The 17,145-nt window shown below is 27.7% G+C and carries 12 protein-coding genes; 4 read left to right on the top strand and 8 right to left on the bottom strand.

Annotation, left to right across the window (positions count from 1 at the left end; all coding sequences use genetic code 11):
- Nucleotides 1–160 precede the first annotated feature (160 nt).
- From QK892_RS17230 to QK892_RS17210, 5 genes are all read right to left on the bottom strand, one after another.
- Nucleotides 161–2,095, bottom strand: coding sequence for an ABC transporter ATP-binding protein (locus QK892_RS17230; protein WP_394855050.1), 1,935 nt, complete (start codon nt 2,093–2,095; stop codon nt 161–163).
- Nucleotides 2,085–3,821 (bottom strand): ABC transporter ATP-binding protein, encoded by a 1,737-nt coding sequence (locus QK892_RS17225; RefSeq protein WP_317274782.1) that lies wholly within the window; start codon nt 3,819–3,821, stop codon nt 2,085–2,087. The genes QK892_RS17230 and QK892_RS17225 overlap by 11 nt, the downstream gene beginning before the upstream one ends.
- 74 nt (nt 3,822–3,895) lie before the next feature.
- Nucleotides 3,896–4,327, bottom strand: a complete 432-nt coding sequence (locus QK892_RS17220) for a MarR family winged helix-turn-helix transcriptional regulator (RefSeq protein WP_317274781.1) — start codon at nt 4,325–4,327, stop codon at nt 3,896–3,898.
- Between the two features lie 229 nt (nt 4,328–4,556).
- The gene (locus QK892_RS17215) at nt 4,557–4,748 is read right to left on the bottom strand and encodes a hypothetical protein (RefSeq protein ID WP_317274780.1); all 192 of its coding nucleotides are present in this window, start codon (nt 4,746–4,748) and stop codon (nt 4,557–4,559) included.
- A gap of 418 nt (nt 4,749–5,166) precedes the next feature.
- The gene (locus QK892_RS17210) at nt 5,167–5,964 is read right to left on the bottom strand and encodes a DUF368 domain-containing protein (protein ID WP_317274779.1); all 798 of its coding nucleotides are present in this window, start codon (nt 5,962–5,964) and stop codon (nt 5,167–5,169) included.
- Nucleotides 5,965–6,146: 182 nt separating this feature from the next.
- Between QK892_RS17210 and QK892_RS17205 the strand changes: the two genes are divergently transcribed.
- On the top strand, nt 6,147–7,868 hold the full coding sequence (locus QK892_RS17205; RefSeq protein ID WP_317274778.1) for an ABC transporter ATP-binding protein: 1,722 nt from the start codon (nt 6,147–6,149) through the stop codon (nt 7,866–7,868).
- A gap of 11 nt (nt 7,869–7,879) precedes the next feature.
- Complete coding sequence (locus QK892_RS17200) at nt 7,880–9,613, top strand: ABC transporter ATP-binding protein (RefSeq protein WP_317274777.1); 1,734 nt, start codon at nt 7,880–7,882, stop codon at nt 9,611–9,613.
- Nucleotides 9,614–9,674: 61 nt separating this feature from the next.
- Here QK892_RS17200 and QK892_RS17195 read toward each other — a convergent pair whose 3' ends face one another.
- Nucleotides 9,675–10,895 carry a winged helix-turn-helix domain-containing protein gene (locus QK892_RS17195; protein WP_317274776.1) on the bottom strand — a complete coding sequence of 407 codons (1,221 nt, stop codon included), beginning with the start codon at nt 10,893–10,895 and terminating at the stop codon, nt 9,675–9,677.
- A 295-nt stretch (nt 10,896–11,190) separates the two neighbouring features.
- Between QK892_RS17195 and QK892_RS17190 the strand changes: the two genes are divergently transcribed.
- The gene (locus QK892_RS17190; RefSeq protein WP_317274775.1) at nt 11,191–12,543 is read left to right on the top strand and encodes an MATE family efflux transporter; all 1,353 of its coding nucleotides are present in this window, start codon (nt 11,191–11,193) and stop codon (nt 12,541–12,543) included.
- An 84-nt stretch (nt 12,544–12,627) separates the two neighbouring features.
- Here QK892_RS17190 and QK892_RS17185 read toward each other — a convergent pair whose 3' ends face one another.
- A complete protein-coding gene (locus QK892_RS17185) occupies nt 12,628–13,071 on the bottom strand; it encodes a GNAT family N-acetyltransferase (RefSeq protein ID WP_317274774.1) in 444 nt (147 codons plus the stop codon).
- A gap of 140 nt (nt 13,072–13,211) precedes the next feature.
- Here QK892_RS17185 and QK892_RS17180 point away from each other — a divergent pair, with 140 nt between their 5' ends.
- Nucleotides 13,212–13,781: a protein kinase family protein gene (locus tag QK892_RS17180; protein ID WP_317274773.1), complete on the top strand. Its 570-nt coding sequence runs from the start codon at nt 13,212–13,214 to the stop codon at nt 13,779–13,781.
- 55 nt (nt 13,782–13,836) lie between these two features.
- Here the strand turns inward: QK892_RS17180 and pulA are convergent, their stop codons facing one another.
- Nucleotides 13,837–16,695 carry a type I pullulanase gene (gene pulA, locus QK892_RS17175; RefSeq protein WP_317274772.1) on the bottom strand — a complete coding sequence of 953 codons (2,859 nt, stop codon included), beginning with the start codon at nt 16,693–16,695 and terminating at the stop codon, nt 13,837–13,839.
- Between the last annotated feature and the right edge of the window lie 450 nt (nt 16,696–17,145).

The raw sequence follows: 17,145 nt of genomic DNA, 5'->3' as shown, positions 1-17,145 counted from the left end.
AATTATACCATGATATGAAAATTTACTTTCCCTATTTTTATATTAATTTTAATATCATTTACGAGTATTTTATTTTAGATTATAAATTGCTATAAAAAAAGTGTTAAACACTACATTAATAGTATTAACACTCTTTTTTCTTATATATTTTCACTATAAATTATTCTAACTCAAAAGCTCCTGTATATAATTGATAATACTTTCCTTTCTTATCAATTAAGTCATTATGACTTCCACGTTCAATGATTTCTCCTTGCTCAAGAACCATAATAACATCTGAATTTCTAACTGTTGAAAGTCTGTGAGCAATTACGAACACAGTTCTTCCTTCCATTAATTTATCCATACCTTCTTGTACTATAGCTTCTGTTCTAGTATCTATACTTGAAGTAGCTTCATCTAGTATTAATACAGGAGGATTTGCTATAGCAGCTCTTGCTATTGCTATTAATTGTCTTTGTCCTTGAGATAAATTAGCTCCATCCCCTGTTATTTTTGTATTATATCCATTAGGCAAGTGCTTAATAAATATATCAGCATTAGCAAGTTTTGCTGCTGCATACACTTCTTCATCACTTGCATCTAGTTTACCATATCTAATATTATCTGCTATTGTTCCAGTAAATAAGTGTGTATCTTGTAGAACTATACCAAGTGATCTTCTTAAATCAGCTTTTTTAATCTTATTAATATTAATTCCATCATATCTTATTTTTCCATCTTGAATATCATAGAATCTATTAATTAAATTAGTGATTGTAGTTTTACCTGCTCCTGTTGCTCCAACAAAAGCTACTTTTTGCCCTGGTTTTGCATAAAGTGTTATATTATGAAGAATTGTCTTCTTATCATTATATCCAAAGTCTACATCATCAAATACTATATCTCCAAGTAATCTTGTATAAGTAATTGTTCCATCACTGTGTGGATGCTTCCAAGCCCAGATTCCTGTACGCTCATTAACTTCTTGTATATTGCCATATTCATCAATTCTAGCATTTACTAAGGTTACATATCCCTCATCAGTTTCATGCTTTTCATCTAACATTTCAAATATTCTTTCAGCTCCTGCAAGTGCCATTATAACTGAGTTAAATTGTTGAGACATTTGCCCTATTGGATGATTTAAATTTCTTGTAAGTTGTAGGAAGGATGCTAGTGCACCAATAGTAAAACCTCCAACTCCATTTATGGCTATTAATCCGCCAACAATTGCTGTAAGAACATAATTTATATATCCTAAATTCCCCATAATAGGCATTAGAATATTTGCAAAAGTATTAGCTTTATCTGCACTATCTCTTAATTCTTCGTTTAATAAATCAAAATTTAATTTACTTTCTTTTTCATGACAAAAGACCTTAACTACCTTTTGTCCTTCCATCATTTCTTCAATATATCCATTTAATTTTCCTAAAGCTTGTTGTTGTTTACCAAAATATAATGAACTTTTACCACCCACTGTTTTTATTACTTGACTCATTATAAAAATCATAACTAAAGAAACTAATGTTAAAGGAATACTTATAAAAATCATTGATATAAACACGCTTATGACAGTTATTAAAGATGCCATAAGTTGTGGTATACTTTGGCTAATCATCTGTCTTAATGTATCTGTATCATTTGTATATAGACTCATTATTTCTCCATGTGAATGAGTATCAAAATATACTATTGGTAAAGCTTCCATGTGCTCAAACATATCATCTCTAATTTTCTTTAAGGTACCTTGTGATACAAAGATCATAATTCTATTATATAAATAAGTTGAAAGTGTACCAGTATAATATATAATTGCCATAATACATAAGGTCTTAAAAAGTCCTGTAAAATTAGGATTTGATTGACCTATAAACGGAGTTATATAATCATCTATTAACGTTTGTAAAAATAGCGTACTTACAACTGAAGTAATAGAACTTATTACAATTAAAGCTATAACTAAACATAATTTTAATTTATGCTCTTTATAAACATAACCTAGGAGCCTTTTTAGTGTTTTCATTGGATTCTTGCTCTTTCTACGACCCATAGGCATTTTACCTGGACCACCTGATCCATGCTTCATTCCTTGTCCCATACTAGGCCTCATCTTCATCAGCTCCTTTCACTTGACCTTCATATACTTCTCTGTATATTTCATTAGTTTTTAATAATTCTTCATGAGTTCCAAAACCATCAATTTTTCCATCATTTAAAACTATTATTTTATCAGCATCTTCAACTGAAGAAATTCTCTGCGCAACAATAATTTTTGTTACATTAGGTATTGATTCCTTAAATGATTTTCTAATTAATGCATCTGTTTTAGTATCTACTGCACTAGTTGAGTCATCAAGAATTAATATCTTTGGCTTCTTCAATAAAGCTCTAGCAATAGTAAGCCTTTGCTTTTGTCCACCAGAAACATTTGTACCACCTTGCTCTATATAGGTATCATATTTGTCTGGAAGTTTCTCTATAAATTCGCTTGCCTGTGCTGCATTACAGGCATTAATTATTTCTTCATCTGTGGCTTCTTTATTACCCCACCTTAGGTTTTCTTTTATAGTTCCAGAGAATAAAACATTTTTTTGTAAAACCATTGAAACTTGATTTCTTAAAGTTTCTATATCATAATTTCTAACATCAACTCCCCCAACTTTTATAGAACCTGAAGTTACATCGTAAAGCCTTGGTATTAATTGAACAAATGATGACTTAGCACTTCCTGTTCCACCTATAATCCCAATAGTTTCTCCAGAATTTATTGTTAAATTAATATTTTCTAGATTTAAGTTTTCCTTATTATTACTATAGCTAAAATCAACATTTTCAAATTGTATTGATCCATCTTTTACATCATATATTGGATTTTCACAATTCTTTAAATCACTTTCTTCAGTTATTACTTCTACTATTCTATCTGCTGAAGATTTTGCCATAGTAATCATAACTAATACCATTGATATCATCATAAGACTCATAAGAATATTACCTGTATAAGTAAATAAACTCATAAGTTCACCAGTAGTCATGCTATTTGAAACAATAAATTTTGCACCAAACCATGAGAATAGTAACATAATTGTGTATGTTGTAAATTGCATTATTGGTGAATTTAATATTATTATCTTTTCTGCACTTAAGAATTTGTTATATAAATTTAGAGAAGCCTTATGGAACTTGCCTATTTCATGTTCCTCTCTAACATAAGCTTTTACAACTCTAATTCCAGTTAAATTTTCTTGGACACTTGCATTTAAATCATCGTATTTTCTAAACACTCTTTTAAATATTGGATGAGCTTTAGATATAACTACATATAATGCTATTGCAAGAAAAATAGCTGCAAATAAGAAAATCAATGCCATTCTTGCATTTACATAAAAACTCATAACCATCGCTGCAATAAGCATAAAAGGTGCTCTAGCTAATGATCTAATTATCATAAGATAAGCATTTTGGACATTGGTAACATCTGTGGTTAATCTAGTAATTAAACCAGCAGTTGAATATTTATCAATATTAGAGAATGAGTAGTCTTGAATCTTATAAAACATCTCTCTTCTTAAATTTTTTGCAAATCCAGTTGATGCTTTTGCTCCAGTCTTACCTCCTAGAGCACCAAATGTTAGTGATAGGAATGCCATAAGTAACATTATGATTCCTAAAATAGTTACATATTTCATATCTCCCTTTTCAATTCCATTATCAACTATTTTTGCCATCAATACTGGAATAATAACTTCTAGTATAACTTCACAGGCTACAAAGACAGGAGTTAAAATAGAATCTTTTTTATATTCTCCGATATAGCTAGATAATTTTTTTATCATACTATTCCTCCTTTTGTTATTATATTTATTTGTTTTTAAATTTGTTAGAACTCTAACTAAATAATTAATAAATATTACTCAATTATGTTCTTATTTAACTTCTCCAAATTTGAAATAAATAAATCTAATTCCTCTTTTGAAAGTATATTAGAAATAGTTTCTTCTATATTAGCTATTTCTCTATAAACTAATTTATTTATTTCTATTCCCTTATCCGTAAGAATTATTTTTTTTAGTCTTGCATCTTCAGATACGCTAACTCTTTTTATCAGTTCATTTTTTTCCATTAATGTAAGTACACTTGTAACAGAAGAACGTCTAATATCAAATTCTTCTTCAATAGTTTTTTGAAATATATCTATTTTTGAAGAATTAGTATATATAAACCCTAAAATCTTAGCTTGCATCCCACTTATTCCATATTCTAATGCAACTTTGCCAATTCTTCTTTTAATCTTATGGGATAGTATATTAATTTGTTTTCCAACATGTTTCATTTGACTCATTTAAACACCCGCACTTTGTTAGACTTCTAACTAATTATATATCTATTTATTATCAGTGTCAACTATATGACTTTCGTTTTCATGCTATTTATTTGAATTTTTTATCAATTGTGAATTGATAAAATTTATATGAAAGTTATAATTTTTCATAATTAAATATACTCAACATCTTTATTAAAAACGTTGAGTATATTTAATTATATTATTATCTTAATGCTAATTTATTGTATTATATTATTTTTTTTACTAATATCAATAAAACTTTAAGAAACTTTATTCTTCTTTTATTATATATTTTACAAATGTCACTTTTAACTTGAATTGAACTAAGACCTTCAATTTTACAATATTGTTCAAATTCTGAATTGCTTTTTTCAGTACTACCTATTATAGCATTACCAAATTCTCCGGATATAAACATTTAAAAACCCTCCATTTCTATTTCTCACCATTATTTCCTTTTTATTATTTCCTAATTGCACAAAATTACTCATATTACCATTCCTCCTTAATTTATTTTTATATATAAAATGACCCTAGTTACCCAGGGTCATTAAAATATCTATTTACATTAAATAAATTCATAAAAAAACCATGAGTATAATAACTCATGGCGATATACAGTATAATTTAAACTTTTCTTAAAAAATTACAAACTATCACTATTGGCAGAGTTATTAATAATAATTAAGCTATATTTAATTTGATTATTATTATCTTTTAAATACATAAACATATCTCTACCTCCTTGATTTAAATTTACTAAATATTACTTTATTATTATATACCTTCTTCCATTTTTTGTATACACTTTAGATATAAAAAATTTATTTTTTCTTCTATTCATTTCTACTTATATAATATGTAAACATAAATCCTATAATTCCAAGTATTACTCCAATAATGCTACTTATTCCATCTACTCCTGGAAATACTGAAAATACAGAACCTAAAATAAATCCAAATATTAATATATAAGTTTGTTCTGGGAACTTAATTAATAACATTTCAATTATTCTTGCAGTTAATAATGTTCCAACAATTCCACCTAAAACTATAGGTATTAAAATTGGAATATTAATATTAACTACAGCCGTTATTACTGTATTATAGAGACCTAAAACATAAAGCATAAATGATCCACTTATCCCTGGTAAAATAAGTGCTATTGCTACTACTACTCCTCCGATAAAAAGCCATATAAAATTAACAAAGCTTAATGATGTAATTATTGCTGATGCATCATTGTTAGGAGTTCCCATCATTAAAACTATTACCATTCCTAGAACCAAATATATTATACTTTTCTTATTAAAGCCCTTCACTGTAGCTTTTCTAAACATAAGTGGAGCACCACCTAATATTACTCCAATAAATAAGTAACCTATAGGAATAGGATAATTATCAAATAAGTTTTTTACTATGTTGCTAAATAAAAATATTCCTACAACTGCCCCAATTCCAACTTGTAATAATATTTTATATTGATTTTTAAAGTCCTTTAAAATATTGTTAACTGCATGAAGCATTTTGTCATATATACCTAAAATCATCGCTATAGTCCCACCACTAACTCCCGGAACTATTTGAGAAATACTTATTGCTACCCCTTTTAAAAAATTCTTTAGAAAATTCATTTCTACACCTCTACTGTAAATATTATGATTTTATAATGGTAACATAATGTCTTTTTTAAAGTCAAAGCTTTAAGGAATATTTAATTTGCTTTTAACAATTTCTTTAGAAAGTTACTTCTTTTATTATTTTTATATAATGATATAATGAGTATTATTAAAATTTATTAAAAGGACTGGTATTATTGTTAAAACTTATCTACTTTATGAAAGATTATAAAAAAGAGGCTATTATTGGTCCAATATTTAAATTAATTGAAGCTATTTTAGAATTATTTATTCCAATAGTGATGGCAAAAATTATTGATATTGGTGTAGCTAACAAAGATATATATTATGTTTTTAAAATGGGTGGAATATTAGTACTTTTAGGGGCTACAGGTCTTGCTTTTGCTCTTGTTTGCCAGTATTATGCTTCTATTGCTTCACAAGGTGCAGGAACTTCTATTAGAAGTAAACTTTATAAGCATATAAATAACTTATCCCACAATGAAATTGATAAAATAGGAACTCCAACTCTTATGACTAGATTAATTAATGATATAAATCAAATCCAAACTGGTATAGCTATGTTAATTAGATTAGGAACAAGAAGCCCATTTGTAATTATTGGTTCAACCATTATGGCAATTTTGATAGATTACAAGCTTTCAATCATATTTCTAATAACAACTCCATTAATAGCACTAGTAATTTATCTTGTTATGAGTAAGTCTCTTCCATTGTATAAAGTGATCCAAGGAAAATTAGATAATATTTCTCTAATAACAAGAGAAAATCTTGAAGGAGTAAGAGTAATTAAGGCTTTTTCTAAAGAAGAAAATGAAAAAGAAAGATTTATAGATGCTACAGTTGAATTAACCGAAGCTTCTATAAAAGTTGGGAAGATCTCTGCTTTACTTAATCCTATTACTTATATGATTATGAATTTAGCTATAATTGCTATTTTATGGTTTGGAGGTATTAGAGTTAATATAGGTTCATTAACTCAGGGAGAAGTAATTGCATTTGTAAATTATATAACTCAGATTTTACTCTCATTAATTGTATTTTCACAGTTAATTATTATTTTAACTAAGGGTGCTACTTCCGCTAATAGAGTTTTAGAAATATTAAACACTAAATCATCTATTACTGACGATGAAATTGATAATAATTATAAAACTAATGATTCTTCACCTTTAATCGAATTTAATAATGTTTCATTTTCTTATGAAGATTCTAATGAATATGCCTTAAAGAATATAAACATAACTATAAATAAGAATGAAACAATAGGAATTATAGGTGGAACTGGATCTGGAAAATCAACTTTAATTAATTTAATTCCTAGATTTTATGATGCAACTGATGGTGAAGTCCGTGTAAAAGGAATAAACACTAAAAATTATACCTTAAAAAATCTTAGAAAATTAATAGGCATAGTTCCTCAAAAGGCAGTTTTATTTAAAGGAAGTATTTTAGAAAACTTAAAATGGGGAAATGAAAAGGCTACTATAGATGATATAAAAGAAGCTCTTGAAATATCACAAGCTGATACCTTTGTTAACTCATTAAAGGGAAAATATGATGCAGAAGTATTACAAGGCGGTAAAAACTTTTCTGGTGGTCAAAAACAAAGGCTTACAATTGCAAGAGCTTTAATTTCCAAGCCAGAAATTTTAATTTTAGATGATAGTTCAAGTGCTTTAGATTTTACAACTGACGCAACACTCAGAAAGGCTTTAAAAGAGAAAACTAAAGATATGACAGTTTTAATAGTATCTCAAAGAGCAAGCAGTATAAAAAATTCTGATAAAATAATAGTTTTAGATAATGGTGAAATAGTTGGAATTGGAACTCATGATTATCTTCTTAATAATTGTGAAGTATATAATGAAATATATTCTTCTCAAATTAATAATTAGGAGGTGGGATTTTGAATATTACTATTGTAAAAAGAATATTAAAATATACAAAATCTTATAATAAATATATCTTAATTGCTTTTATAAGTGCAATTATTAATATTAGTTTAACTTTATTGACTCCAATTTTAATAGGTAAAGGTGTCGATCTTATTATAGGTGAAGGAAATGTTAATTTTTCTAAGCTTGTTAATATATTAGTGTTTCTTTTATTAGCAATAATATTTTCTTCAATATTTCAACTTATAATGACTAGATGTACTAATATAGTTAGTTATAAGACTATTAAGGATTTAAGAATAGATGTTTTTAATAAATTGAATTCTTTACCACTAAAATATATTGATGAAAATTCTCATGGTTCTATAATAAATGGTGTTATTAATGACATAGAAATAGTATCTGATGGATTACTTCAAGGCTTTTCTCAACTATTTACTGGAATTATAACTATAGTAGGAACATTAATATTTATGTTATCAATTAATTTTAAAATTGCTTTATTAGTAGTTATTATTACCCCACTATCCTTGTTTACTGCTTCCACTATAGCTAAGCATTGTCACTCCATGTTTAGAATGCAATCAAAGGTTCGTGGCGAATTAACAGGTTATATTGAAGAAATGATAGGAAATCAAAAGGTAGTAAAAGCTTTTTCTTACGAAGATAGAGCCGAGGAAAAATTTGAAGTAATTAATAAAAAGCTTTATACATATGGTCAAAAAGCACAATTTTACTCTGCTCTTACAAATCCAGTAACTAGATTTGTAAATGGAATAGTTTATGCATCCGTAGGAATAGTAGGTGCAATAACTGCTATAAATGGTAACTTATCAATCGGAAATCTTTCTGCATTTTTAAGCTATGCAAATCAGTACACTAAACCTTTTAATGAAATTTCAGGGGTTATTACTGAGCTTCAAGCTGCATTTGCTTCAGCAAGTAGAGTATTTAAAATATTAGATGAAGTTCCAGAAATTCCAGATAAGACTACTGACATTAACTTAGAAACTTGCGAAGGTAATGTCAGTATAAATAATCTTTATTTTTCATATAGTGAAGATAAATCGTTAATCGAAGATTTTAATTTAAATGTTAAACCTGGACAAAGAATTGCTATAGTTGGACCTACTGGTTGTGGGAAAACTACATTAATAAATTTACTTATGAGATTTTATAATATAAAGTCTGGAGAAATAAAAATAGACAATATAAATATAGAGGATATAACTAGAACTAGCACTAGAGGGCTTTATGGTATGGTTCTGCAAGATACTTGGCTTTTCTCTGGTTCAGTTAGAGATAATATCTCTTATGGAAAAGAAAATGCTACTTTAGAAGAAGTTATAGAAGCTGCTAAATCAGCTCATGCTCATAAGTTTATTATGAGATTACCAAAAGGATACGATACTATACTTACAGAAGATAGTTCACTATCTCAAGGGCAAAAACAGCTTTTATGCATAGCTAGGGTTATGCTTTCAAAACCACCTATGCTTATATTAGATGAAGCTACTAGTAGCATAGACACCAGAACTGAAATTTATATTCAAAGAGCCTTTAATAAATTAATGGAAGGAAGAACTTCCTTTATAGTAGCTCATAGACTTTCAACTATTCGTGAAGCTGATTTGATATTAGTTATGAAAGACGGAAAAATTATTGAGCAAGGAAATCATAATGAGTTATTAAATAAAAATGGATTCTATGCTAAGTTATATAACAGCCAATTTGCTTTAGCATAAAAAATTAAAAAGGATGTAGTAGCTTTTATTTTTACACAAATCTTACTACATCCTTTTATCTTCACCTACTTAACCTTTTATCTATCTTTCTAAATGAATCTTCAGATATTCCATCTGCTTTCAAATACTTACAGAACCTATCTAATGCTTCTATAACAGAGTCTATACAATCATCTGTTACTTTAAAACTTTCTTCCCACCACCAATTTTTTATTGTTAATGGTCCATTTCCTCTATGTAACTCTGGTTCAAATCTTGCCACTATCTTATCTCCATATAAAACTGGTAAAACATAATAACCGTATTTTCGTTTATCTACAGGTTTATATACTTCCCAAATGTAATCAAAATTAAAAATTTCTCTAGTAAGCTTTCTATCCCAAATTATATTATCTAGTGGAGCTAAGAACCTTACATTGCTTTCATTAACAAAGGTAGATTCATTTACGATTGACATATCTTCTTTTCTTAAATAAAATGTTTCTTTCATTGTTTCTACTTTTATAAGTATTAACTCTCCATCTTCTACTAGTTCATTTAATATTCTTTGCCTTAGATCTCTTTTATAAATAAAATTGCCCAACCATCCTTCACCAGTTTTATCCCAATATGCTCCAATACTACCTACTCTTCTTTTAATATACCATTTATAAAATTCATCATCATTTTTAAATGGATCTGGCATATATACTATTTCTTCTGGTAATAATCTTTCGATTAAATCATATTTCTTTTGAGTATTTTTCTTTTCCTTTACTCCAAGTTCACCACTATTCCACAAATAATCCATTGCAGCACTTGAAAGTTTTCCATGACCCCATATTCCTTTTTCTACAGAACCCAAATCAATTTTTGATGGGATAGTCGCACCATTTTTTTGTATAAATTCTTTTACGGTATCAATGTAGTTTATTGCATCAAATGAATTTCTATGCTTTAATACACTTTCAATCTCTTTTTTTCTTTCAGACCGTACTCTCTTAAAATATGGCCAGTCATTTACAGAATAAATAGACATCATTTTATCCCATCCATCTATTAATTCTCTTTTCTTATAAAGTAAATCATCCATCATTGCTGGATCATAATTTTCAATCCTTGATTGAATAACCAAATCTGCATTTCGTCCTACAACATTTAATGGATCATATTGAATACACCCAACTCTTCTTATACATTCTTTAATCCCCTTTTCCCCCACAAAAGTATTATTAGTGTATAATCCTTGATATACCACTAGGAATTTTCTAAGTTCTTCCTTTGACATAATAATTACTTGCATATTTTTACCTCTTAATTTATCCATTTAATATTTACTTTTAATACATATATAGTTTAACATATTTTTACAAAATAGTGTGTTTGAAACTCAAACGTATATATTATTTATTCATTTTACATAGCATAGGTATTTTATTATATATTTAATATTAAGATAAATATAATATTATTTTCTAAATTTGAAATAATGTTGATAATAAAATTTTGAAGTGATATTATTGTAAATGTTTGTACAAGTAGGAAATTTATAATCTATATTTAATTAATTGTAGATTTATATATGGGGAGGGTTATTTATGACAAAAGATATGACAACAGGAAGTCCTGTAAAACTAATTTTAACATTTTCAATTCCTTTACTTATAGGAAATATATTTCAACAATTTTATAGTATGGCGGATACTGTAATAGTAGGTAGATTTCTTGGAGTTGATGCATTAGCCGCAGTTGGCTCTACTGGACCTATGGCTTTTTTAGTCAATGGCTTCGTAATCGGTCTAACAAGTGGTTTTTCAGTTTTAGTATCCCAAAAGTTTGGTGCGAATGATGAAGAAGGTGTGAAAAAATCATTTGCAAGTTCTTTAATCTTATCTACTATTATGACTATTGTTCTAACTGCTATAAGTGTTGGGTTTGCTAAACCTCTACTAGAACTTATGAATACACCAGAAAATATTATGAAAGACGCACTATCTTATATTATTATCATTTATGCAGGGAATATAGCGATAATTTTTTATAATATGCTTTCTAGTATTTTAAGAGCCCTTGGAGATAGTAAGACTCCATTATACTTCTTAATAATTGCCTCAATACTAAATATAGTTTTAGATATTGTATTTATAGTTAATTTCCATATGGGGGTTGCGGGGGCTGCTTATGCTACAATTATTTCTCAATCTATCTCTGCGATACTTTGTGCAATTTATATAGTAAAGAAATTCCCAATATTAAGACTAAAGAAAAAACACTGGAAAATTAGAAAAAGCTATATTGACCGCCAATTAAGAATAGGTGTTCCAATGGCTCTTCAATTTTCTATAACCGCTGCTGGAGTTATGGTTCTTCAAGGAGCACTTAATAACTTTGGTTCAAAAATTATAGCTTCTTATACAGCGGCTTCAAAGGTTCAACAATTAGTTATGCAACCATCTGTTACCTTTGGCGTTGCAATGGCTACATATTCAGGACAAAACCTAGGTGCTGGAAGAATTGATCGTATAAAAGAAGGTGTTAAAAAGTGTAGTATTGTGAGTATAATAGTTAGTATATCCTCAACAATTATTGTAGTCTTATTTGGTGGTGCCTTTACTAAGATGTTTATTAGCGGAAATGATATGGAAGTTATATCTTATGCTAAACATTATTTAAACACAGTTTCATTATTTTATATCCCTCTGGGTCTAATATTTATATATAGAAACACTTTACAGGGAGTCGGAGAAAGCTTTGTGCCCATGATGGCTGGACTTTTTGAAATGATAGCAAGAACTGTAGTTGCATTTACACTTCCATTACTACTTGATTTTACTGGAATCGCACTTGCCGATCCAGCCGCATGGATAGCTGCATGTGTACCACTTATGATATACTATTATAGAAAGATCAATATAATACTAAAAGAAAAACAAGTCCTAATAGATCAATAAAATATAGAACTTTATAATATAAAGAATGCTAAAGCTAAAATGGAGCCTATGTCAAGGACATTTTAAATATAGCATTCTTTTTATTTATACATCTTTTATCATTTCTATATGAGGAATATCGTCTTCTAAATAAACTTCTGATACCTCTTTAAATCCAAGACTTTTATAAAAATCCTTAATATATACTTGAGCAGAAATTCTAATAGGACTTTCTCCATATGTATGTTTTATAAAATCTATAGCTAGCTCCATAGCTTTTCTTCCTAAATGCTTTTTTCTATACTCCTTATCTACTACTACTCGCCCTATAGAAATTTCCTCATAGGATACTCCTTTATTAAGTATTCTTAAGGTAGCAATAACCTTATTATTATCAATACAAAATAAATGATAAGCTTCTAAATCTTTTCTATCACAATCTTGATAAATACATTCTTGCTCAACAACAAAAACATTGTTTCTTAGTTCAATTATTCTATATAATTCATCTACTGATAGTTCTTTAAACTTCTTTATTTCCCATTTCATATTATCACCACTTTACTTTTAACTTTTAGGTAAATTATAGCATATACCATTAGCATAAAAAAGGAATAGACTTTTAATCATAATAACATATTATTTTTATTTGCATATAATAAATAAAAGTAATAATTTGGTGTGATTTTATGAATTGCTTACTAGAGGCAAAGGATCTTAAACTCTTAGGTTCTGGAGCTGAAGGCTCTGTTTATTTAACTCCAGAAGGCTATGCTCTTAAAGTATTTAAAAATATAAAAAATGCTAAAGATGAGGAAGAAATACTTAAAAAAACTGCAGATAGCCCTTTTTTCCCAAATGCTATTGTAAGGGTTAGTAACATATTGATAAGAGAGTATGTGGGTGGAATGAATCTTATGGAATATATTTCAAAACATGGTTTATCTAAAGAATTATCAAAGGAAATAATAGATTTAATAGAAGATTTAAAGAAACTTAATTTTAAAAGAATTAATTTTAGAAATGCTCATATTTTCGTAAGTCCTAAATGTAAAGTTAAGGTCATTGACCCAAGAAAGCCGTTTACTAAGATTACCCCTTATCCTAAGGACATAGTAAAGATACTTGTAAAATATCATCTTTTTGATAAATTTTTAAAAGACATACTAGAATATAAACCTTCACTATTGCCTTATTGGACCTCGGCTTATGATTACCTTGCAAAACCTAGAAAGAAAAGAATTCATAGGTATGGCTAAAAAGGAACTGTATTAGACAGCTCCTTTTTAATATTTTGTAATTAATACCCCTATGTTATGCATACATAATTAATAATGAATAGGCATTTAAAGTTGGTACTTCATTTCTTTTTACTTTCTTCAATCCATTTTCATCTATTAATTTATTGATGGCAATTAAATTCCATTCATCACTAATTGCAGTATTAAGATATTCATTAATATCGTAATTGTCTATGGATGTCCCATTAAATACTACGATTAGTTCTTTAATTCCATCTTGCATTTCCGTATTTCTATAGTGCCATTTAATTACTCCAGCTTTTTCATCTCCATTTAAAAAATATATTTCAGTATTCTTTAATTGATCCTTATCTTCACATCTAAATACATTAAATCTTTTTCTAATTTTTACTAATGTTTTTATAAAATTGAACACCTTATAGTATTTAACTTTATCTATCCAATTAATTTCATTTATATAATCAGGACTCTTGTAGCTATTATTATCTCCGTTTTTAGTCCTTAAAATTTCTGCTCCCCCATGTATTAGTGGTATGCCCTGAGATAATAAAATTATAGCTAGAGCTAAAATATTTCTTCTAACTAAGTGATTATCAAGAATATCTTCATCTTCAATTATTCTATATTCATTAGGCTTAATGCTTTTATTTAAGCTTTTTTCAATTTGATCCCAAAGAGTATAATTATCGTGTACATCAACATAATTGATACTTTCAATAGGCTTTGTTGCTAAAGTATTAATTGATCCCTTTAGTCCTTCAATAATACTCCAAGCAGTTGGTCCATCGTGTTGATTACCATTTACAAACCCATTTGATGGAGAATTATTACCTCTAATATAATCTCTAAATGTATCATTAAAAACTGAGAATCCTTCTCCTCGTTGCATCCCTTTGCATATTCCATTTATTAGTGTAGAGTCTCCACCTTTCCAAGGCTCACCGTAAACTAAAATATTATCATCGATTTCAGTTGTTACCTTAACTACCTCTTTCATAGTATCAATATCAATTAATCCCATAAGATCAAATCTAAATCCATCAATATGATAATCATTAAGCCAATGTTTTATAGAGTCTATTATATATTTTCTAACCATTGGTCTTTCTGTTGCTATCTCATTTCCACAACCTGAACCATTAGTATATCGTCCTCTATAATTACTCCTGAAATAATACCATGGTACAATATTATCTAGATTTCTAGTATCTTGCATATGGTTATATACAACATCCATAACAACTCTTATATTATTTTTATGAAGAGCTTTTATCATGCTTCTAAGTTCTATTATTCTCGTTATTGGTGAATATGGATCACTAGAATAACACCCATCTGGAACGTTATAATTCTTAGGATCATATCCCCAGCTTCTATTTCCTTTTTTATTAGCTTTTCTTTCATCTACGGAACCAAAATCAAATATAGGCAATATTTGAAGATGAGTGATTCCTAATTCTTTTAAGTGATCAATACCAGTTTTTATAGAAACATTGCTTTTCTTATCTGTATATACCCTTCCCTCTTTAGTTAATGCTAAATATTTTCCTCTTAGATTTTTATTTATACCACTATCCTCGCTTATAGTGAAATCTCTTAAATGAACTTCATAAATGATACTATCCTCTTTTCTCAATAACTCTGGTCTTTTATCTAATAACCATCCATCCGGCATTGTAATAGATTTATTTAAGTCTATTAAACATCCCTTATCTCCATTAATTCCCACTGAAAAAGCATATGGATCTACAGCATAATTTACTTTTATATATTCTTTCCCACTTCTATCTAGTTCTCTAAAATATAATTTATATAAATAGAATTTTCCTTCATTTTTTTCTCTATTAATTTCTATATTAAATGTGCCGCTTTTAAAATCATATTCCATTCCATACTTACTTTTTTCTTCTCTCTCATACCATTTATCATAAATACACAAATCGATCTTTACAGCTGTGGGAGCCCATACTCTTAATTTTATTGTATTCTTTGAAAAAGATACTCCCATATCATCTTTTTCATAATAAAATTTATCTAAGTATCCTCTCATAACAACTTTACATGGTAAATAAGTATGACTTGCTCGTATTTCTATTAAATCTTTAGGAGAAACTTCTAAGTTTAAATTAAAAAATTCTACTTTCTTCAATTCTTTATCTATTTTATACTTAACCTCTTCTTGCTTAACTCCATTTATATATAGATAAAATTCTATTATGTCTAAAGGCTCTTTTGATAAGAATGCTACTATAGATTTATTGTCATCCATTATAGCTATTTCTATCCTTGGCTTTATATAATCGATTACTTCATTTAAATCAGTTAATAATTTATTTTCTCCATAAACAATATAACAATTCTTAGCATTCTCTGGTATTTTGAAGGTTATAGTTTGCTCTGACCAATCATTTCCCCATCTATCTCCCCATGATCTTCTTCTTGCTATTACATTTCTTTCTTTTACAAAGGCACATCTACCAAAATCACTTTTATCATTTAACTGAACGTTACATGAAACTCCATCTTCTGAAAAAGTCCAAAGATCCCATTTATACCCATTACCGAAATAATTCCCATCATTCTTTATAAAGTGCACTAAGGTTTCTTTTCTTTCTTCTGAAATTATAGGAAACTTTCTAGACGCTCTTGCTCCTGTAGACTTATCTTCGCAACTAACCTCTAAATACTCTATGTTCTTTAAAGTAGGTTTAATTATAATTAAATTATTTCGCAAAAGTATATCATCTCCACTATAATTAATTTCCCACTTAACACTTTGAATTTCTTCTATTTCATATAAAGACTCTTTTAATGCAACTAACTGTATTTCTTCTCCTAAATAAAATTCATTGCAAGATGCTTTTATATACATACTACTTTTACAATTCATCTTTTTTATATTATTCTTCATCTTTTATCTCCAAAATTACTATAATATATTTTATGATTATTAATAATTATTGCCCCTACATGTTTCCATATAGTCATTTATAAATAATTATTTTCAATTTTTTTTAAAATTCAGCTTCTAATTGACTTGAATTAATATTCACCTGTAACTGTTACTACTCATTAAAATATTAATCGATACTTAAAGAATAAAAACTTGTTCTAAAACATGCTATAATACTATGTACTTTTAAATTTTATTATTGAAACACTTATATTTAGATTTTTAGGCGTGTTAAAATCCTTAATAAATAAATTTATTAAGTTACTCTCTTATCTATTACAGCTGTACTATCTTCCTTATAAATATTATATTTTATTTTTCTTTATAATATTGTGTTACTACTCCAATCATATTCATATCACATAAGAGTGGATATTTTTATAATACTTTACTAATAATATGTAAACT

This window comes from Clostridium lamae (genome assembly GCF_033043255.1).
Lineage (GTDB): Bacteria > Bacillota > Clostridia > Clostridiales > Clostridiaceae > Clostridium > Clostridium lamae.
Note: the sequence above shows the minus strand (reverse complement) of the source record. Positions and strands in the feature narration are given on the sequence as shown.